General features: G+C 35.7%; 18 protein-coding genes, 1 tRNA gene and 1 pseudogene. 8 read left to right on the top strand and 12 right to left on the bottom strand.

What is annotated here, in order from left to right; translation table 11 throughout:
* Positions 1–288 precede the first annotated feature (288 nt).
* Positions 289–900, bottom strand: a complete 612-nt coding sequence (locus tag LEP1GSC049_RS218170) for a CBS domain-containing protein (protein WP_004754143.1) — start codon at positions 898–900, stop codon at positions 289–291.
* Between the two features lies 1 nt (position 901).
* Positions 902–1,777, bottom strand: coding sequence for a J domain-containing protein (locus tag LEP1GSC049_RS218175; RefSeq protein ID WP_004754929.1), 876 nt, complete (start codon positions 1,775–1,777; stop codon positions 902–904).
* A gap of 144 nt (positions 1,778–1,921) precedes the next feature.
* On the opposite strand from LEP1GSC049_RS218175, the gene LEP1GSC049_RS218180 reads away from it, so the two are divergent.
* The 4 genes from LEP1GSC049_RS218180 (at position 1,922) to LEP1GSC049_RS218195 (ending at position 7,423) form a co-directional block, all read left to right on the top strand.
* Entirely contained in the window at positions 1,922–3,916 is a 1,995-nt protein-coding gene (locus LEP1GSC049_RS218180) for a carbon starvation CstA family protein (RefSeq protein ID WP_016560576.1), read from the top strand.
* Positions 3,913–4,461: an NUDIX hydrolase gene (locus LEP1GSC049_RS218185; RefSeq protein WP_004754238.1), complete on the top strand. Its 549-nt coding sequence runs from the start codon at positions 3,913–3,915 to the stop codon at positions 4,459–4,461. Before LEP1GSC049_RS218180 ends, LEP1GSC049_RS218185 begins: the two co-directional genes overlap by 4 nt.
* A 449-nt stretch (positions 4,462–4,910) precedes the next feature.
* Positions 4,911–6,680, top strand: coding sequence for a fibronectin-binding adhesin Lsa66 (gene lsa66 / locus LEP1GSC049_RS218190; RefSeq protein ID WP_016560648.1), 1,770 nt, complete (start codon positions 4,911–4,913; stop codon positions 6,678–6,680).
* Positions 6,681–6,685: 5 nt separating this feature from the next.
* Entirely contained in the window at positions 6,686–7,423 is a 738-nt protein-coding gene (locus tag LEP1GSC049_RS218195) for an NRDE family protein (protein WP_004758057.1), read from the top strand.
* A gap of 264 nt (positions 7,424–7,687) precedes the next feature.
* Here LEP1GSC049_RS218195 and LEP1GSC049_RS218200 read toward each other — a convergent pair whose 3' ends face one another.
* Both LEP1GSC049_RS218200 and LEP1GSC049_RS218205 read right to left on the bottom strand, forming a co-directional pair.
* Complete coding sequence (locus LEP1GSC049_RS218200) at positions 7,688–8,041, bottom strand: LIC10260 family lipoprotein (RefSeq protein WP_004776867.1); 354 nt, start codon at positions 8,039–8,041, stop codon at positions 7,688–7,690.
* On the bottom strand, positions 8,038–8,370 hold the full coding sequence (locus tag LEP1GSC049_RS218205) for a hypothetical protein (protein WP_004755025.1): 333 nt from the start codon (positions 8,368–8,370) through the stop codon (positions 8,038–8,040). Before LEP1GSC049_RS218205 ends, LEP1GSC049_RS218200 begins: the two co-directional genes overlap by 4 nt.
* A 347-nt stretch (positions 8,371–8,717) precedes the next feature.
* Between LEP1GSC049_RS218205 and LEP1GSC049_RS218210 the strand changes: the two genes are divergently transcribed.
* Positions 8,718–9,527 carry an adhesin OmpL37 family surface protein gene (locus LEP1GSC049_RS218210; protein WP_004757985.1) on the top strand — a complete coding sequence of 270 codons (810 nt, stop codon included), beginning with the start codon at positions 8,718–8,720 and terminating at the stop codon, positions 9,525–9,527.
* Positions 9,528–10,119: 592 nt separating this feature from the next.
* On the opposite strand, the gene prmC is transcribed toward LEP1GSC049_RS218210, so the two are convergent.
* The 7 genes from prmC to fusA all read right to left on the bottom strand — a co-directional run bounded on the left by prmC (position 10,120) and on the right by fusA (position 17,713).
* The gene (prmC, locus tag LEP1GSC049_RS218215) at positions 10,120–10,980 is read right to left on the bottom strand and encodes a peptide chain release factor N(5)-glutamine methyltransferase (protein WP_004758013.1); all 861 of its coding nucleotides are present in this window, start codon (positions 10,978–10,980) and stop codon (positions 10,120–10,122) included.
* A 612-nt stretch (positions 10,981–11,592) separates the two neighbouring features.
* A tRNA-Arg gene (locus tag LEP1GSC049_RS218220) sits at positions 11,593–11,666 on the bottom strand.
* 2 nt (positions 11,667–11,668) lie between these two features.
* Complete coding sequence (locus LEP1GSC049_RS218225; protein ID WP_004755157.1) at positions 11,669–12,334, bottom strand: Crp/Fnr family transcriptional regulator; 666 nt, start codon at positions 12,332–12,334, stop codon at positions 11,669–11,671.
* Positions 12,334–13,389 (bottom strand): tetratricopeptide repeat protein, encoded by a 1,056-nt coding sequence (locus LEP1GSC049_RS218230; protein ID WP_004755119.1) that lies wholly within the window; start codon positions 13,387–13,389, stop codon positions 12,334–12,336. Before LEP1GSC049_RS218230 ends, LEP1GSC049_RS218225 begins: the two co-directional genes overlap by 1 nt.
* A gap of 10 nt (positions 13,390–13,399) precedes the next feature.
* Entirely contained in the window at positions 13,400–14,650 is a 1,251-nt protein-coding gene (locus LEP1GSC049_RS218235; protein WP_016560551.1) for an amidohydrolase family protein, read from the bottom strand.
* A gap of 20 nt (positions 14,651–14,670) precedes the next feature.
* Positions 14,671–15,327 (bottom strand): LIC_10271 family cell wall hydrolase, encoded by a 657-nt coding sequence (locus LEP1GSC049_RS218240; protein ID WP_025175924.1) that lies wholly within the window; start codon positions 15,325–15,327, stop codon positions 14,671–14,673.
* A 265-nt stretch (positions 15,328–15,592) separates the two neighbouring features.
* Entirely contained in the window at positions 15,593–17,713 is a 2,121-nt protein-coding gene (gene fusA, locus LEP1GSC049_RS218245) for an elongation factor G (RefSeq protein WP_004754792.1), read from the bottom strand.
* Between the two features lie 25 nt (positions 17,714–17,738).
* Between fusA and LEP1GSC049_RS2000000228715 the strand changes: the two are divergent.
* Together LEP1GSC049_RS2000000228715 and LEP1GSC049_RS218250 are read left to right on the top strand one after the other, a co-directional pair.
* Positions 17,739–17,931, top strand: a pseudogene (locus LEP1GSC049_RS2000000228715) (hypothetical protein).
* Positions 17,932–17,999: 68 nt separating this feature from the next.
* On the top strand, positions 18,000–19,619 hold the full coding sequence (locus tag LEP1GSC049_RS218250) for a TrkH family potassium uptake protein (protein WP_004754825.1): 1,620 nt from the start codon (positions 18,000–18,002) through the stop codon (positions 19,617–19,619).
* A 647-nt stretch (positions 19,620–20,266) separates the two neighbouring features.
* Here LEP1GSC049_RS218250 and LEP1GSC049_RS218255 read toward each other — a convergent pair.
* On the bottom strand, positions 20,267–20,611 hold the full coding sequence (locus tag LEP1GSC049_RS218255) for a helix-turn-helix domain-containing protein (protein ID WP_004753723.1): 345 nt from the start codon (positions 20,609–20,611) through the stop codon (positions 20,267–20,269).
* A gap of 56 nt (positions 20,612–20,667) precedes the next feature.
* On the opposite strand from LEP1GSC049_RS218255, the gene LEP1GSC049_RS218260 reads away from it, so the two are divergent.
* A complete protein-coding gene (locus tag LEP1GSC049_RS218260) occupies positions 20,668–20,886 on the top strand; it encodes a helix-turn-helix domain-containing protein (protein WP_000418124.1) in 219 nt (72 codons plus the stop codon).
* The last annotated feature ends 236 nt before the right edge of the window (positions 20,887–21,122 follow it).

Raw genomic sequence — 21,122 nt, 5'->3', positions numbered from 1 at the left:
CAGATGGAGAATTCATTTTTCAACAACTCTAATAGTCATAATTTGTCGGAACTCAATATAATCGAATTGCAAAAAGTGAATGTAACAATTTGTAATGCGACTTAATCTGTGGGAACTCTCACAAACCACGATTTATAAAAGTTCCCACATCAATTTTTTTACAAAAAAATTGATCTAAGATAAAACGAATTTCTTACGCGAAGGTATATTATAGAATTATAAACTGGTTGGATTGGGAATTTTATTATGTGGTTCTTGAGTAATATTTTGAAACAAAAAATTGAATCTTTAAGCAAGAAATTCACTTTGGCTCATTTTTAAAATGGCTCGTAAAATATCACTTCTTGTAATGATCCCGATTACTTCAATTCGATCGTTTATAATAGGAAGACATCCGATTCTCTCTTCAAAAAGAACTTTTGAAATTTCTCCGATTCTTGCATGAATTTGTACAGAAAGGATTTTGGTTTTCATAACTTCTCCGATCGTTTGTTTCAAATCCAAAGTGTGTTCTAATCTCCAGCACATCCAATCTCTGTCGGACAAAATACCGCATAACGTGTTTTTTTGATCAAGAACTGGAACGTGACGAAAACGTTTTTGAACAAAAATTTCTTCTGCTCTTTGTATTGGATCGTCTTCTAAAAAACTAACTACGGGAGAAGTCATTAGATCTTTTGCCATTAAAGAAGAAAGGGATTCAATCGGATTCGATCCGGATTTTCTCAAATAAGAATTAGATTTATATTCGGAATGGATTCCTTTTTCGAGTTTATATTCTAGATCATCTCCCGTTTCTAATTTTTTAGTTGGAATGGTGGGAGAAATTGAATGAATGATTTCGGATCGAACAGTAGGGATATAAGTTTCTGAAATACCTTTTGTAATCCAAAAAAACAAACTAACTCATCCTCAGAATCAAATAGTTATACGAAGCGATGATTTTCTGAGTCATTTCAAGTCCGTCTTTATTTACGTCCGGATGGTATTTTTTGATCAATTCTTTGAATCGTTTTTTCAATTCTTCTAATGTACAAGGAGTGTCAAATCCGAGTACATCTAAATGTCTTTGTGTTTCCGGATCCATCTCTTGAAAAACGGAAACCGGTTTTTTCTTTTTAGGTTTTTTGCGAAATGTACCGAACAAATCGTAATAAGCCCTGTCTCTGTATTCTTTCGTGATTTCTCTGAGATGAAAAACTTTTGTGTTGAGAATAGAAAAGATATGATTTTTTAAAAAAACGTCCGCACCGTAGTCGTTTTGAATGGATTTCAGTTCTATAAAATCGGAGATTCCATTTTCTACGATTCTTTCAAAGTTAAATTTATCATCAAAGTAAGAATCAAAAGCATCATCAAAATCTAAAGTTGCAGAAGATAAAAGTAAAAGAAGTTCCCGATCGAGTTCGTGTCTTGCCAATCTGGTTTGAATATTTTCTTTCAGACTCACTTGAAGTTCTGCTAAATAGTTGTCGTCAAAGTATATTCCATTTTTCGCAAATTCTTCTGAAATTCCTTCTATCTTTAGAATTTTAGAAAGAAGCTGAATCAGAGAATCCGCATGTGTTTCGTTAAAGCCCGCAGCTGCTCTAGAAGAAAAATGTACGTCATTTCTTAGGTTGTAAAAAATTCTATAATAGTCTTCTTTACGAATATTTAAAGCGGATATGATTTTTTCTACCGGAATATACCACTCACAATTGGTACATCCGGATTGAATTTCGAAAATAATATCCTCCAAAGCGGAACGGATTTGATCAAAACTTTGAGTCTGCATACTCTATACTTCCAGATTTTCCACCTATATTAATCCGCTCATCAATTCTTTTTCCATTTAGACTTATAAATGAGAAACGTAAATCTTCCTAAAGATAGAAAAAAGATTTGCTTGTAACGTTTCCTAAACTCATCCATTCTTATTATGCTTCCTTTAATTGCAGTTCTTGTATGTTTTCTAGTTTATTTTCTAGGATATAAATTTTACTCGGGTTATATTTCCAGATCTATCTTTGATTTAAAAAATGGTTTAAACGATACTCCTGCTCATAAACTAAACGACGGGATAGATTATCTTCCCACAAAACCGGTAGTGTTATTCGGCCATCATTATGCGTCCATTGCCGGATTAGCTCCGGTGCTTGGGCCTGCGGTTGCGGTAATTTGGGGTTGGCTTCCTGCAATGTTCTGGGTCGTATTTGGAAGTATCTTTGTGGGTTGTGTACACGATTTTGGAGCGTTAGTAATTTCGGTTCGAAATCAAGGAAAAAGTATCGGTCAAGTGGCAGAAGATCTTTTAGGCCACCGAGCTAGAAGTTTGTTTCACGCGATCATTTTCTTTTTAGTTTCGTTGGCAATGGGAGTTTTTGTTCTTGTACTTGCCGAAATGTTTTCCGCAGATCCAAAGACGAGCTTATTTCCTTCTATAAACTCAGCGTCTTATATGATCACGAAAGAAAAAAAATCCGGTTCCGTAACAACTTCGAACCATAAACAAATTTCGGATAACGTAGATTCTAATTCTATCGATTTAAAAAAGAAACCTACTTTAACAAATTCTACTCAGGCACAAAATTCTACGATTGCAAGTTCCGAAAGTGCAAACAAAAAAGTTCACGATCATCCGGGAGAAATCAGAACGGAAGAAAAACCATCCATCCGATTAAGAAGTCATTTTCCGGAAGCGGTCATTCCATCTGCAGCGATTATGGTTCTTGCGGTGATTATGGGATATTTACATTACAAAAAAGGAATGAACTTAACTACTCTTACCGTGTTCAGCGTATTTGGAACTTTACTTTCCATGATCTTAGGAATGCAAGATTCGGTTCTTTCTTGGACCGGACTCAGTCATGTAGAGACTTCTCCTTCTACGGGAACTTGGAAATACATACTTTTATTTTATGCGTTTTTGGCTTCGGTAACTCCGGTCTGGTTGTTATTACAAAGTAGGGACTATATCAATTCTTTCTTATTGTATTTAGGAATTGTATTGATCTATTTAGGATTTTTTACGGGGGGAATTTTACAAAATTTTCCTTCTTTTAACGCAGAAGTAATACGAACTACAACGATCGGACTTGATTTGATTCCGTTCGTATTTATCACGATCGCTTGCGGAGCGGTTTCCGGATTTCATGCGTTAGTCAGTTCGGGAACTACTGCTAAACAATTGGATAAGGAAACAGACGCAAGACCGATCGGTTATGGGGGGATGATAGGAGAATCGTTGCTCGGTTTGTCTGCTGTGATTGCATGTACGATAGGATTTACTTCTTCGGAAGAATGGTCTGGATTCTACCGTTCTTGGTCGGGGATACAAGGTTTGGCTCCACAAGTAGGGGCTTATATTTATGGAACGGGAAGATTTTTACTTCAGATTGGAATTCCGGAAATTTTCGGACAAGGGTTTATTGCGCTTATTGTAATCAGCTTTGCATTGACTTCTTTGGATTCTGCTACAAGACTTCTTAGATACAACATCGAAGAGATTGCAGAATCAACCCGTATTTCTTGGATTCAAACTTTTGTAGGAAACAGATATGTTTCTAGTCTAATCGCTTGTGTGGCGATAGGATTCTTCGCGTTTTTAGAAATTGAACAAGATGGAAAAAAGAAACCTGCAGGACTTGCACTCTGGAAACTTTTTGGAACTACAAACCAATTATTAGCGGGGCTTGCACTTTTGGTAGTAACCATTTTCCTTTTAAAGTTGAAGAAAAAAATCAAAGTTTCTTTTATACCGATGTTGTTTGTATTGTCAGTAACTCTTTGGGCTATGATCAGAAACTTTTTAGATTTTTTAACGGGACCGTCTCCCAATTTGCTTCTTGCTGCGGTGGGAGGGACTTTAATCTTTTTGACTCTTTGGTTGTTGTTAGAAGCGGTATTAACTTGGAATCGTATTAGAAAAGTATGAAATACTGTAGCTCTTGCGGATCGTCCGTCACGTATAAAATACCGGAAGGAGACAATCGATCCAGACACGTGTGTGATCAATGTGGAACGATACACTATCAAAATCCTAAGATAATAGTTGGGAGTATACCGATTTGGGAAAATCGAATTTTACTTTGTAAACGAGCAATCGAACCCAGAAAAGGATTTTGGACTTTACCCGCAGGATTTTTGGAAAACAGAGAAACGGTAGAAGAAGGTGCTGTCCGGGAAACTAAAGAAGAAGCAAATGCAGAAATCAATATTCTTGGACTACAGAGCGTTTATAGTATTCCACACATCAGTCAGATTTATATGTTTTTTTTAGCGGATTTAGTGGATGGAAAATTTTCAGTAAGTTCCGAGTCTGAAGAGATAAAACTTTTTTCTGTAGAGGAAATTCCTTGGGAAGAGTTGGCATTTACTTCTGTATCTTTTGCACTTAGGAAATACGTGGATTCTTCTGTTAAAAATTCGCTTCACTTAGGGAATACTAGAGATCGTAAAAATATTTCTAAAGGATCTTAGAGGATTCGAAAAAACTTTCTAAAATAACGCGAGTTTTACGTAAAAAAAAATAGGGCGAATCCGGTGTTGCCGGACCGGGCTCTTAGCTCTGGTCAAGTTATTGGTATTTTAGAAAAATATGAATTAGTTTTGTAATTTTCAATAACTTACCCACAACGCGACCCTTAGGAAAGCGTTGTGCTTTAGTTCATTCATCGATCCCTTTCGCGTTAGGTAATATCAAATTCGAGTTAAAAAAATAGAGTTGTTGAAAAATTAATTCTCCATCTGTTTCTATTTTATGCAAATCGGCAATTGAAGTAGTTTTGTTAATCGCCACTATGGAATTTTTCAACAACTCTAATATTGAAAGTAGATATTGAGAACCTTATGTGCGGATTTTATAGGATTCCAGTTACTTCATTTTAAAAAGAAATAGGAAAAAAAACGTACTCAATTAGAGTGTACTCATGCGGAACGGAATTCGTTTGATTACGACGTCTTTTTTCCTTTTTAATTTTTCACTTCACTCAAATACTTTTTTAAAGACGAATACGGAAGTATTCTCGCCCAATTGGGATGGAAAAAATGACGTGCTTGAATTTAGAATTTCTAAATCGGCGCTTCCTCGACTTTCCGATTGGGAACTTGTAATTAAAAATTCCGGAGATGACATAGTAAAAATTTTCAAAGCGGATCATAGAAGGAAAAGGGGATTTTCTTTTTTTGGATTGTTGCAGGATGATACACAACTGTCTCCTCTTGAAATTACAATTCCAGAATCGATTCTATGGTTCGGAGAAGATTCTAAAGGATTCTTGCTCCCGGATGGAGAATACAAATATATACTTAGATTAGTTACCGAAAATAAAGAAAATCTATTATCTGAAGAAAAAACGATTCTTTTAGATTCTCATTCGCCTAGTTCTGAAATCGGTACTAAGACGAGAGTTCTTTTCTTAAACGGAGATCGAAATTCTTCTCGTATTAATATTTCTCAAAAAGTTTCCGGAGAATCGTCTGACTATTTTACGGGGGAATTTTTAGATTCGGAAGGAAAGATCGTAAAGTCTTATACGTGGAAATTCAAGGATGTACCTTCCGTTTTAATCTGGGATGGAACAGATTTTTCTAATAAACAATTGTCTAATGGGATTTATACGTATCGATTGATCGGAAGCGACAAAGTAAAAAACGAATCTATTTCCGTAATTTCTGATCTTACGATCCGTAACGAAATGATCGGCGTAGATATGTTCTCCGATTCTAAAATTTATTCTTATCAACCGGGGAGTTTAAAAAATTCGGCGAAGTTTACTTTTTACGTTTCCCCTAAACTCAAATCGGATTCTTACGAAATCGAAATTTTTCAAAAGAAAGGAAATGAAGAAAAAAACGTCTATCGTTTGCGTGAAACCGGAGAACCGGGAACGGAATGGAAATGGGATCTAAAGAATCAAGCCGGTGATTTTGTTTCGGCTGGAACTTATCATTGTCGGCTAACGGTTCATAGTCGATATGAACGTTATCAATCCATACCTTCTTCGTTCGAAGTTTCCAAAGAATCCTTCGGTCTAGATTTATCTCTTTCGACAAATGAATTTTCTCCGGATAACGATGGAAAAAATGATCTTTTAAAGATTTATCTTTCGCATCAAGGAATTCCTCTACAATCTTGGGAAATAACGTTATACGAAATACCTCCTTATACTTCTCTGAGACGTAAAATCAAAACTTGGAACGGCGAGGGGCAACCAGGTCCTGAAATTTTTTGGGAAGGTTTGGATGAATCGGGAGTTCGAATTGGTTCTTTGAGCGAATTTTATTTTGAATGGAAATATACGGATGTATTGGGAAGGGAATCGAATAAAAAAGGAGCAGAATTCAAAACTACGATTCTAGTATTAGAAGAAGATCATTCCTTACGAATTTCGATTCCGGAATCTCAAGTAGAAGCGAGATGGTGGAGTTTACCCGGAAAAATCCGTTCGTTGTTAAACGAATTTCCGGGATATAAGATAGAATTACAATCTCATTCTTCACATCAAGGAGATGAGGAAGTCAATCAAGTAGGAACCGAAGAAAGAGCTAGAGAAGCACTTGAATATTTTTTTTCCAAGACGGTACCATTTGGAAGAATTCGTTTTCGAGGTTATGGAGAAACTTTACCTTTAATTCCAGGTTCCGGAAAATACGAAGCGGATAAAAATCAGAGAATCGATTTTTATCTTTCGCCTTAAAAAATATGTGTACCGCTCTCATTTATAGAAATCCAGATCTAGAAATTTTCGGTATAGGATTTAATAGAGACGAGTCTGTAAAAAGAAAACCCTCCCTGGCTCCGACAAAATTGGAGAACGGTTCTGTTTTTGCGATTGCTCCTTTAGATGGAGATTACGGAGGCACTTGGATTGGGATTAATTCTTCGAAGGAAATTTTTTGTCTTTTGAATTTTTATGAAGCAACTCTTAAACTTTTAAAAAATCCTACAAGTAGAGGTTTACTTGTAAGATCTTGTTTGTTAGACGAAGTTAAACCGGAACATTTAAAATCCGAAGATCTAAATCATTATTATCCGTTTAAACTTCTAAAAATCACTTTAGACAGAACGGAAACTTTTGTATGGAACGGAAAGGAACTCATAACGGATTTTTATACGAAAAGCTTTCAAATATTAGGAAGTTCTTTTACACAAGGACCTAAGGCTCAAATTTCTAGAGAAGAAGTTTTTCAAAAATATTATCTACCTAAAACATTTCCGGACGCGGACGGATTTTTGAAACTATCTAAAGATTTTCTTACCTCCCATTTACCTGAAAAAGGAGCGTTGTCATCTTGTATGCACAGAAGAGACGCTCACACTGTTTCTAAAACAGAAATCGTATTACAGGAAAACAAATGTACAATTACATACCAAGAAGGGCAACCATGTGAAGCCCCGGATACAAAAGTTTTTAAGACTGATTTTGCAAAGGAAGAATGAGTAAAATTGAATATTCGATTTTACAAAAGACTTGTGTTAAAATTATCTTTGAATCTTTAACAAACGACCACCTTATTTTTATAAAACTCAGTAGGTCGTTTTGGAAACTCAACGTCTCGTTTCTATTGATGTTCCACAGAATTGGGGCAAGTCCAAAAAATAAATAGAAGATCGTCAAACAGAGATTTAATTCAGAAATTGATCTTTAAAATTATTGTTTTTAGAGTTTATTAGGGTATTCTAAATTTTAAAAATTTTATCCGATTAAGGGGCTGGTTGAACTGAATTACTTTCTACAATAATAGAGTATCTAGTAAAACAAACTAACGGCATTAAAGGAAGTAAACAAAATCCAGGTCTCATAACTACGTCGACATTTCTGAGTGTTGTACTTCCGCTTTGTATTTCGGCTTCTTTTAAATACGAGTGTACACCTACGGGAGGAATATAAACGATTCCGAATCGAAATTTTCCGAACTCTACAGATTTACTTTCATTGGAAAGAATTCCGTCTTTGGGTTTATCCACAGAAACATAAGAGATTCGTTTTACATTTTGAGAACAACTGGTAAGAATTATCAAGATTAGGATTAGAATAGTAATTCGAAATACTTTCATTTTTTATCTTCCTTTTGAACTTCGGAACTATCAAATGCAAATCCTTTGACTGCAATACAGTTGAAAGGTGCTAACATACTGGCGGAGTGGGTGACTTCGGCGTCTAAAATCGTGTCATATTTCGATTTTAATAGTGCGTTTTCCAGAGCTTTCGAAAGACTGAATCTAAAACCGCAATCTTCTCCTTGTTTGATTTCGCCTTTTATTTTTTCTACTCCGGGAAGTTTTTTCCCCTTCCAATCTCCATAGGATAAAAGATAAATTTTCTGCGAGGCGGAACAATATAACGCCAAAACTGCAACTATTCCTAAAATAGATAATCGTTTCATAAAAGAACACTCTCTATGATCGTTTTTATTTGGATTCTACCAAATCTTATTTTTGAATCTAAAAATGAGGTAGAATTTTGCAAACGGATTCCTTTCTAAATGAGAATTTAAGGACTTATATTCTATTTTTTGAATTCAGTTTTTCAAACGATATAAATCAAAAACATAAATTTAATTTCATTCTAATTATAATTCCAAGAACTTTCTTGAAACTTTAAATAAACATCGTCCCAAACCTCTCTATTCAATTTGTAAGATGACTTACAGACATAATTTTAAAAAAAGTTAATTTCTTATTATTTTCTACCCAATTGAATTACTTATCTTCATTTCCCGAAAATAAATATATGAGAGCGGTTTTTGGAATTACGATCTACGTCGTTTTATCGGGTCCATTTTCCGTTTTTGCCGATTATGCGAGTAACGGAGCTACACATCTTGTTCGAGTCGAAAGAGGAATTAAAACGAACGAGTTTTTGATCCAAGCTTTGAATAGTACTATTTCCAATTTAGGTTCGGAAGCGAACAAAGCTCTTTATAAAAGAATTATTCAACATCATGTTGAAACTAATCAATTATACTTTCAATTCGATTTGGAAAAATCTTATTCCGAGCTAAAACGTACTCAAGATTTACTCGTAATTCTTTATTCCAATGTGATCGAATCGAGTAGAAAAACTATCCGAGGTGAATTGGATTCCCTCGGACAAAAAGCGATCCGAGAAGCCGAAACCAAACCAAAAAAACATCTCGAAATGGCATATCGAGAATTGAGTGCAGCGGAACAAAAAAAAACTATTTCGGATAATACAAGGCCGTATCTGCAACCAATCAAATTGGAACTACTTTACGAATCTTTAAAGTTACTCAAACAATCTAGAAAGTATGTAGTTCTTCTTTCCATGAAATATCTTTCTGATTTCCCTCCCGATCCGGAAACTGAAGATTTTACTGGAATTCTAAATGAAATCAATCGAGCTATGTTTTCTCGTAAAGACGAATTCGCTAAAATCCATTTTGACAATCACTTTCATACCTATTCCGGTGAAAATTTATACGATAGTTATTGGCAAGATCCCGCTTTAGAAGAATTGGAAAAACCTTTAGGCGAAATAGATTCTGCTTATTCTAGAGCCAGACGAAATGCAAAACGTTGATTGGATTTAGGGTTGGTTCCACTGATTTCTATAAAACTGAGTACCGTTAATTTTACCGGAAAATACTGTTTTTACTCATCTCTATAAAATTGAAAATCTAAATGTTTATCCCAAAATACTGCTTCACTTAAGCACGCTCAGCAGAACGCTTTCCTAAACTCAATGTATTGCTCTGCAGTTAGCGTTCTATAATAAATTGTAACTAAAGACTAAATATCGTATTACGTTTCGTTAATATAATTTATTGACTAAAGCTGAAAAGTGTGGTCCGGCAATTCGTCTATATTCTCTTACTCTGAATTCATATTATTAAAGTATAAACTATTGGATTGTGTAGTTCTGAGTGGTGTAAATATTGGATATTTTATTAGAGTTGTTGAAAAATTAATTCTACACCTGCTTTTGTTTCATGAAAAGATCGATCGAAGCATTTTTGTTAATACGAACTGAAATTTTTCAACAACTCTATTATATTTTGAATAAAGCCGTAAAAGAAATTTTTAAAGGATAATCGTTTATGTCTTTCGGAATTTTTGGGTAAGTTATTAGAACCTATCTTGAAAATACTTTGTCTTTGTTTAAAATGCTGATTTTATCTTGTTAAAATTATAAACCGTTCTTTTCCGGAAAGGTCTTTTTCGATCTTTCCATTTTTCCAACCTTTTGTGATTGAATCCGAAATAATAGTTTCAGATAAAGAAGGAAGGGTCTCCATATAAAGTTTTCCGCCTTCGACCAATCGTTCGTGTGCCTGTGTAATCAAATTAGATAAAAAGTCTTTCGGATTTTCTATAAATAAGGCGAGATGGGGTTCATAATCTACTACGTCTTTCATCATTTCTGCTTTATCCGAAATGGGAATATAAGGCGGATTGGTAACGATCAGATTAAATTTGGACTCTTTTGGAATTGAAAGAAACAAATCACTTTCTAAAAATTGAATGTGTTTTTCCTCTCCTAAAATTTGAATCGTGTTTTTTTTAGCAACTTCTATCGCTTCTTTTGATATGTCGCTTAACGTAATGTTCCAGTCTTTCCGAATAAGTTTCAAGCTGATTCCGATACAACCGCTTCCGGTACAAAGGTCTAATACGTTTTGTTCATCTATATTTCCTTTAAAATCCGATAAGATCTTTTCCACAAGTTCTTCCGTTTCGGGTCTTGGTATGAGAACGTTTTCGTTCACAAAAAATACAGAATTGTAAAACGCCTTTTGGTTTGTGATGTAAGCGGTGGGTTTGTTTTTAGATCTTTCTAAAATTCTTTCCCTATATGCGTTTTTTTCCGTTTCGTTAAGAAGTCTTTCAAAGTTTACGTAAAGTTTTACTCTTTGGAGATTGAGAAGATCGGCTAAAAGAATTTCTGCATCTAAACGTGCGTTTGGAATTTCTTTCTTTTTTAAGAATTCTTCCGATTTTTTTAAAAGAGTGAGAATTGAATCTGGATGTTGCATTTATAATTCGGTGTGAGTATTTATTAGTGCCAGTTTCAGAGTTTTCGTTACCATGGATTTCATTTTTTTAAGTTCGATTTTGGATTTTTGTAAAATGTAGGAATTTTGTTTTTATAAATTTAACATGAGTTTTGGTATAAGGAATCTGTTCCCTAAAATTTTGTTTTACCGTGAAAAAATGGATGTGGTAACTACTATAAAATACAAAAAAAATCATCGTCCATCCGGTTTTTGCACAAAACCATTTGTTTTACGGTAAAACAAAATTCCTACATTTTATTTTTTATGGAAAAATCAGGTTTTATAAAACGAATTTCTTACAACAATTTTGTGTTACAAAATGAAATTCACTTCAAATCATATTGGGTTTTATAGATGTTTTGCCTACATTCTTAGGCGACGTAAAAATTCATAAATGAAACTTTAACCCCGTGTGAGTTCGATAACAGTGCGCTTGAGTCTAGAAAACAACGTTGGATCTTTTATACTTCAATATTTTCTCTACAAATTCACGTTAACCTCTGTAAAAAGTAAGTCTTTATGGATTAAATAAAATTAAAATTTTAGAATATAGAAATAAACGAATGAGTTGGCTTTGCTTTTTAAATTGAATGCCCCCGAGAGGATTCGAACCTCCGACCAAAAGTTTAGGAAACTTCTGCTCTGTCCACCTGAGCTACGGGAGCTTTTAAGAATTCGGTTTCCGTTTTTGTGCGACGATTCTCTGGAAGTCTGCAATATTGTGTATAACAATTTTGTCTTCGTAAAGTTCGATTTTACCACTTTTGGAAAGGGTATTTAAAACCTTTTGAACTTCGCCTACCGGTTGAGCGCACCATTCCGCTACATCGTGTTGGGAAACGTTTAAGACGATCTCTTTAAAATCACTATGAGCGTGCATCTTTTCGTATAACATTAAAAAAACGTCCGCAACCTTACCTTGGATATCATCCATCAAAAGAATCAAAAGTCTTCTTTTAGCGTCGTTAATTCTAACAGAAAAAATAGTGAGGATTTTAAGCGCTAACATAGGATTTTTAGTCATCAAAAGTTCGAAATTTGCTTGGTTGAAATTCAGTACCTTTACTTCTGAAATTGCGATCGCGGTTGCAGACCTGGGTTGTTCTTCTAAAATCGCCATTTCTCCAAAAACGTCGCCTTGTTCAAGAATATCGAGTGTTTTGATCAAGTAGTCTTCTTTTTTTGTAGGATTAGGAACCGTTTTAACGATTTTTACCTTTCCGGATTGAATTAGAAAAAAATTATTTCCAGGTTCATTTTCACAAAATATGATCTGATTCGGTTCATATGTCTGACCGAATTTAGAAAACATGGATTCGAGCATCATATCCATCAGGTACTCATCTCCTTAGCCTTCAGTTTAGACTTTTGAGAGATACTATCTTTTTCAGGTGGAAGAAGAGCTACCTTGCCGTATAACATCCTTGCTCTTTGGCGATCTCCTTGTAGTTCCGAAATTTCCGCGAGATGAAATAGGGATTCTTTGATCGATTCGCCCGATGGATATTTTTTGATATAAGTAGAAAAAGAAGAATTGGCACTGTCCAAATCGTTTTGTTTTAACAAACATACACCGAGTTGAAAGAGTGAATTTTCCACTAACTTTCTTTCCGAATCGAATTTAAAATCGGTTCTATTAAGTAAGTCTTTGTAGATTACCATTGCATCCGTGTGTTTACCTACGTTTACAAGTGTGTGTGCCCTATTGTAAAGAGAAGTGATCGAGTTGTCTGCTCCTGCTTTCATCGGCGACTTTTCCACGGCGGGTTTCATGATATTCTGAAGAGTTTCCGGAGTGACTCTGCTTGTGCTTCCTTCAAAAACTAGAGGAGGCATATTTAAGGGATAAGGACTATTTCTTTTTGCAAGTTCCAAAAGCTCTGTAGCCCGACCCGCATAAGTTGTTCCGGGATAATGTTGTAGATATTTTTCAAATGCGTATATCGCGTGTGGAAAATTATTATTTTTATAAAAAACTTCCGCTACGTTCATCAATTCGAACGCAGGATTGCGAGTATCCGATTGCCCTAAGATTTCTTTGAGTTTTTTGTGAACCTGTCTAAGTTGACTGGAAAAAACTTTCATCATCTTTAAAATGAGATGGGTTTTTTCAGCTACAAATTGTTCAAATTCATTCGGTTTGAAAACGAGTACTGTGGCACTTCCAAGAACCTGGGCGGTTTCTTCTCTTGGATATTTTCCAAGTGCAGATTTTACCCCGAAAAATTCTCCAATTCGAACGTCTTCTTTGACTTCTTGACCAGTATCTACTGCTGGGAACGTTAGTATGACACGTCCATTTCTCAGGACATAGATATCTTCAGCTTTGTCCTTCTCAAAATAAATGATGGATCCGCCTTTATAATTTCTGATGATCGGACCGGCCAAATGGATTTACCTACTCAAAGTTATCAAATTCTTTTTGTACGGGAAAAAAAGCCAAATCCTTTTTATAACCAAGGGAAACAACAAGGGATTTGAGCAATTTTCCGGGGGATGCAACTAAGTATTTTTCAGAATTGTCTATACAAATTTTTTCCACTGGCACTCCGGATTCTTCAAAAAAAGATTTTAAACTTATATCTCCATAAACAGGAAGTCCATCCCGTAAAACGAGACGGATACTGTTTAGGTCACTTTCACAAAGATTGAGATATGGATCTTCGAAATTTCGAGTAAGGATTGTTAGATCTGCAATTTTTCCCACTTCGATACTTCCTAATTGGTTTTCAATTCGAAACGCTTTTGCAGGATTAGACGTAACCATTTCAAAAAGCGTTTTTGGAGAAAGATCTTCTCCGTATTCTGTCCGATAGAATTTTCGTGCATTCTTAATTTCTTCTAAAAGATTCAGTGAACCGCAGATACTCGAATCCGTTCCAAGACAAACGTTAACTCCGTGTTTTAATAAATCTTTAATATCCGTTGTTCTTTCGTATAAAAACAAATTCGCTTCGGGACACCAAACTAAATGAGACTTTTTTTGGGCGATCAAAGTGATGTCCGATTCTGATAATACGATTCCGTGTACTAAAACGGTATGTTCTCCGAGGCATCCTAATTGATCTAGGTTTTTAAGAGAATCTCTGGATTCGGAGTCAAATCCTTCCGCAATACAAGTGATATAAGGAATATCTTGTTTTAGAGCTTTTGCATACTCTTCTTCGGGGCCGTCTCCCCAGTCTAAGGAATACGTACAAATACTATGAGACAATGTAAATCGGTTTAAAATTCTTACGGGCATCGTTTGGATAAACGGATCTTGAACAAAATGAGGAATATGATCTTGAACGGAAGTAACCCCCGAGATTAGATTTTTATAAGAACCTAAAAGATAAAGTTGTTCCGGATCGAGTTGTTGTCTTTCTGAAAATACGATAGAAGATTTAAGATCGTTGTCCCAAGGAAGCCAGTTCAAATAAGGTTTGCTTGGAGCTACTCTTGGAAGATAAGTGCTCAATAAGTGATCGTGTCCGTTAATCAACCCTGGATAGACATACAACCCGTTTAGATTTAAACGAATTCTTTTTCCAGTGGGAGGCCCGCCCGCGTTTACGGAAATTATTATACCGTCCTTGACTACGATACTTCCGTTTGAAATCCATCTATCCTTAGTTACGATGCATGCATTTACGAGTTCGTATTCCATATTTTTAATATTTAATTCTCTTAACGAATTTGTAAACCCGGATCGATCGCGGAACTTCCATGGTTGAGCTGAAAGTAAAGACCTTTGCCGGACTCTAAAGAACCTAATATTTTAGAAGGATCCACGGTTTCACCTTCGTTTACGGAGACTGTTTTTAAATTGGCGTATACGGTAGAATAACCATTCTTATGTTCTAATATTATGTATTTTTTATATCCTTCCATTTCGTCTACGACCAACACTTTGCCGGGAGAAGCAGGACGAACCTCAGCGTGTCTTGTCGCTTTGAACAGAATTCCTTTGTGAGGAGCAAAACTCAATTTGGTAAAATGGTTTTGTATAGGAGTTCTATTTTTTAGTGGAAATCTAAGATTTGGTTTTGAAGATTCTACGGATACAAGGTTTAATTTTGTATTTTTAGAAACGGTTTTTTGGTTTTCTAGGTTTGCAGGTTTTTGAATTTTTAAAACTTCTCCTGGTAGTAGAGAATCCGTTTCTTTTTTGCCGTTCCATTCCATAATTTTATGATAATCGACTTTTAATTTTTTTCCCAAAGAAAAATACGTATCCCCCTTTTGGACGGTATAAAAGGAAAGATTCTGTGACCCTGCGGCAAAGATCTTGGGAAGAACTAGAAAAAACACACAGATTCCCAAGTTTGAAAAAACACGGTGCATCTCTTTCAATATCGGCAGAAAACCCGAAAACAGGAAGCTAAGAACCTGTGGAAAATAAAAAAAGGAAAACAGTTTCAAAAATACACAAAATAAAAAAGAGCCGAAAGGCTCTTTTTTAAAGGAAAGAATTTTAGATTCTTTAAGTAACTTCTAAAATGAAGCTACTCAAAAAGATTTTATTTTTGTTTGGATTCTTATTTTCCTGCAAAAATAAAACGTAAGACTCCATAGAAGTCACTTCAAAAAGTCTTTGAAATAATTTAGATCAATCTTCGTCTTTATTGTTGACCTTGTATTTTTTCATCAACTCTTCTGCTACGTTTCTTGGAACCGGAGCGTATCTGGAAAATTCCATCGAAAACTCCGCCTTACCTTGTGTAGACGAACGTAATACAGTTGAATATCCGAACATATCCGCGAGAGGAACTTCCGCCTCGGTTTTACAATAAGCGTCTTCTTCAGTAGTGTTCAGAATCATACCGCGTCTTTGGTTCAAGGACCCGAGGATCGCTCCTTGAAATTCAGAAGGACCATCGACTTCTACTTTCATAATCGGTTCCAGAATTTGAGGATTTGCTTTGTTGAATCCTTGGCGGAACGCATAACGACCGGCGATCTGGAATGCCATATCGGAAGAGTCCACGTCGTGATAAGCACCGTCGTTAATCACACAACGAACTCCTATGATCGGAAACCCGATCAAAGAACCTCGCTCTAAACAACTTTTAAATCCTTTGTCTACCGATTGAATGTATTCTCTTGGAATCGCGCCACCTACTACCTTGTTTACGAAATCGTAATCTAATGTTTCTTCAAGCGGGATCGGTTCCATATAACCTGCTACACGACCGAACTGACCTTGACCACCGGTTTGTTTTTTATGAGTATAATCGAAATCCGCTTTGGAAGTAATGGTTTCACGATACGCCACTTGAGGAGCGCCTGTGATCAATTCCACTCCGTACTCTCTTTTCATACGTTCGATATAAACTTCAAGATGGAGTTCTCCCATTCCTTTGATGATGGTTTGTCCGGACTCTTGATCTACGTGTGTTTGAAAGGTTGGATCTTCCTTGGTAAAACGGTTTAATGCTTTTGCAAGATTGTTTAAATGTTTCGATTCTTTTGCTTCGATCGTTAAAGAGATTACCGGAGCAGGAACGAACATAGATTCCATAGAAACCTTAAGTTTTCCATCGGTAAAAGTATCCCCGGAGGCACAATCAATTCCGAAAAGTGCGATGATATCACCCGCTTCTGCAGAGTCGATGTCTTCCATTTCGTCCGAGTGCATTCTACAAAGTCTACCCACGTTATGTTTCTTGTTGTTCGACATATTGTAGATAGTCATCCCTTTGGCGAGTTTTCCCTGATAAACACGCACGTACGTAAGCTGGCCGTAACGTCCGTCTTCAAGTTTAAACGCGAGACAAACCAAAGGCTTCTCAAAATTGGATTCAAGAACGATCATTTCTTCGTTGTTGTTTTGATCCAAGGCCTTGTTTTTTACGTCTACTGGGCTTGCGAGATAATCTAAAACTCCGTCTAGAAGTTTTTGAACTCCTTTGTTTTTAAAAGCGGAGCCCATAAAAACGGGAGTCATCTTGAGTTCGATTGTGCCGGTCCGGATCGCTTTTTTGATCATCTCCTCGGTTGGAGTTCCTTCGAGAAGAGCTTCGGTCAATTCGTCAGAGAACATGGAAGCTGCATCTAAAAGTTCTTCGTGTTTCTTTTGTGCGAGTTCTTTGAGATCATCTGGAATTTCTTTTTCCTGAATATCCATTCCGTCCTTACCTTCGAAAAAGTAAGCTTTCATTGTAACAAGGTCTACAACACCTTTGAGGTCGTTTTCAAGACCGATCGGAATTTGAACTGGAACCGCATTGTGTTTTAATTTTTCTTTAAGTTGTTCAATTACTCGGAATGGATTGGCTCCGGTTCTATCGAGTTTATTGATAAATGCAACTCGAGGAACGTTATAACGTCTCATCTGACGATCGACTGTGATTGACTGTGATTGAACTCCTGCAACTCCACAAAGAACTAAAATTGCAGAATCTAATACACGGAGAGAACGTTCTACTTCTACGGTAAAGTCAACGTGACCCGGTGTATCAATAATATTGATCGTATGATTTTTCCACTGGCAATAGGTAGCAGCGGACTGGATGGTAATCCCTCTTTCTCTTTCGAGGTCCATACTATCCATTTTCGCGCCGACTCCGTCTTTTCCGCGAACTTCGTGAATTGCGTGAATTCGATTTGTATAAAATAGAATTCTTTCAGTAAGGGTCGTTTTTCCGGAATCGATATGGGCAGAAATTCCAATGTTTCTGGTCTTTAGAAGTTTTTCGCTCGGTTTGAATTCGGCTACGGCAGTGCTCATGGCATCCTCTTATAAAAGATTGCAAATAACTCCGGTGAAAACACCGGTAGGGAGCTTTGGAGAAAGTCCCTCAATTTACCAAATTCCAAAAAAGGGCGAATTTGTAAATCTAAATCGAAGAATCAATAGGTTTCCCGTATTTTTCATTTGCCCGAGGACGGTTTTACAAAACGATGATCTTTTGACGTCTCAGACAAACTAGGGCTTTTCCGAAGTAAAGTTCGTCTTTTTAATATTAGACTCTGGATTTTAAAAATCCGGGTTGGAGGCTGATTCTTAAATCGATATGCAACCGCTCAAATTTATCAAACGAAACGTGAATAGAATTGCGAAAGCGTTTCTTTTGTTATCCGTAGCCAGAACTCTTTGTCTTGGTTTTGCGATTACTATTTTGATCGGTTCTTTTGGAATTTATATTTCGGAATCGGGTCGCCTAAGTTATACGGTTTCCTTATATCTTGCAACTTCTTCAATTTGTGTCACTGGACTTTCTCCTGTTTTGTTATCAGAGTTACAACATTCTACTCAGTTGATCATGATGTTTTTGATTCAGATCGGAGGTTTAGGGATCATTACGTTTACGGTTTTGATTGGAGTTTTAGTCGTTCGGGGTTTGTCTAGAAGTACTCGTCTTGCTTCTTTTGTTTATGAAGCGACCGACGCTCATCTTGCCAAAAGAATGAGGGACAAAAAATTAGAACAACAATCTGCGGTAATTTCTTCCGGAAAGAAAAAAACCGAAGCGGAAGCTTCTTACGTAAGAAGAATGTTGATCTCGCTTTTTAACATTACTCTTTCGATCGAAGCGGTGGGTGCAACTCTACTTTTTTTTTGTATGCCAGAAATGGATCGTCTTCCAGGAACTCCGAATCGTTTTTTTCTAAGCATATTTACTTCTATTTCCGCTTTTAATAATGCAGGATTTTCTATCGTAGATGATCTGAGTTTTTTGTCTAAAGATCCTTTATGCTTATTGATCGTTCAGTTTTTGATCGTAATGGGTGGAATTGGTTTTCCGGTAATTATATTTATAGAAAAGTCAATTTTAGAGATCATGCAAAAGTTTATGGGAAAGATAGAAGCTGTGACCGAAACTTTTATGATGAGAAGAACGGTTCTATTAGGAGAAGATCCTCCTGCCTGGTATATTTTTGTAATTGCAACTTCGGTTCGACTAGAAGAGCGGTTGGAAGTGTATCGAAAGGAATTATTTGGGGATGCGAACAGAATGCAAATGGCGATCATCGTTTTAGGTTCTTTGATCCTGATTCACATTGGGGGAATTGCGATTCTTCTTATAGAATATAACAATGCTGAGACGATTGGAAAGATGGTTTTTTCGGAAAAGTTGTTCAATTCTTTTTTTCTTTCCGTTTCTTCGAGAACCGCTGGTTTTAACACGTTTGACATCACTGAAATAGAAAGCGCGACTTACGTTCTTCTTTGTGCCTTGATGTTTATCGGCGGCGGGCCGCAAGGGGCGGCGGGTGGTATCAAGATCACTACATTCTTTATACTAATCTTATATTTAAAAAACGTAATTCGTCCGCAGGCACGGGTTCAAGCTTGGGGCGAAGACGTATCTAAAAATTCAGTTGCGATCTCTACTCGAATCTACTTTCTTGCGACAATTTCTCTGGTTGTTTTTATGTTCTTAATTACTCTCGCAAACGGAAATAGACACGGGATCGAAACGATCTTTTTTGAAGTGATGTCCGCATTCGGGACCGTAGGTTTAAGTTTAGGAATGACGGCGTACACAAACGATTTGGAGAAATTTCTTTATATTACTTTGATGTTTATGGGAAGAGTTGGAACCTTTACGCTTTTGATTGCATTTACTGGTCATTCTGGTTTGGGAGATCTTGGAGGTAAGGACGACGGTTTGAAAATTCAAGTAGGTTGATTTATCTTGAAAATATTTTCCAGAATCGGACGTGTAAATTAGTAACTAGATCAGAAAATATTCTATGATTGTTATTCTGTTTGAGATATTACTCGGACGCGTGAAAATAATACTACTACCAATGAGCTTGTTTCAAAAGTTGGAATATTCAATTCGCGTTTATCGAACTCACGTTAAATAGAAATTTATAACAATTGAATCTTTCGTATTCAAGTGTGGGAACTACTGCAAATTACGATTTTACGAACAAATTTTAACATTGTAGGAACTCATACTTTTAGAAAATTTTTACTCGCGCCAAAATAGAATTTAAATTTTAAAGATGGCCGTAAAACAGCGATTTTGTGCAAAAATCGGATGGATAATTATTTTGTATTTCATAGTAGTTCCCACAATTTTCAAAGTTTAACTGTAAATTCACGATTGTGAGAGCTTCCACATCTACTTTTTACGAAAAAATTGACCTAGTATAAAACGAATTTCTCCACAAACTCGGGTTAAATCAGAGTATGTCGTAAAACAATGATTTTGCGTAGAAGTTGGATTGGACGATTATTTCTTTTTAGATTTTATAGAGATTCCTTATTTAAAAAAATAATATTAGGTCAAATTTTATAGGAATGTTATGCATGATTTTCTTTCTGTTTTTATTTGGAGAATACAGAAAAAAAATATTCGGGAGATTTATTATAAAGTTTGTATAGTCTGACAAAATCTTCCATAAACAATCTTTTTTCACCAGATTCAATTTTTGAAATATAACTTTGATATTTTCCTAATGACTTAGCTACTTGAACTTGAGTAAGATTTGCTTCAATTCGTGCTGTTATAAGTCTACTAAAAAAAGATTTCCATTCTTCTTCAGAAATTTTTCTCGATATATTTACTTCTGTTTGTTCGGAAGATTTTAGAAATTTGATTTTGAACTCTCTAACTAAGAAAAAATTTTTTAAAAAATTTCTTTTAGTAAAATTAGAGTCTTTAAAGAACATCGAACCCACGATATATCACGTTTACTTTTTGTCAACTATGCCGCAAGATACCGTGTGTGGAATTAGAAGAATTTTTAAAGAAAACCGGGAGAAATATCCAAAAATTACGGAAGGAAAAGGGATTTACCCAAGAAAATATGGATGAAGGAGATTATGCTATTCCAGTGCGAACGTTACAAGACATCGAGGCTGGAAGGACTAATTTTACGGCGAGTTCTATTTTTAAAATTTCCAAACGATTGAAAGTAAAACTAAAGGATCTGTTAGATGTTTAAATTCCAAAGTAGTTTTTTTTATTTATTCACTACTGGCGAATTGTTTATTCGGAATGAGTCTGTTTTTATATTATAAAGTATTAATATTTTATAAACTCAATTAGACTTTCATTGTTTTTGTCAGGAATTTTTTGTAGTAGTTACAGTATCTTTTCGGTTTTAGAATGAGTTTATCGTTTACTTTTTAGGCAGAATCAAATTTAGGATTTGCCTTAAACCTCGAAAGGTATCAATGG

Source organism: Leptospira kirschneri serovar Cynopteri str. 3522 CT, from assembly GCF_000243695.2.
GTDB classification, from domain to species: Bacteria; Spirochaetota; Leptospiria; order Leptospirales; family Leptospiraceae; genus Leptospira; species Leptospira kirschneri.
This window is presented reverse-complemented; position numbering and strand designations above follow the sequence as displayed.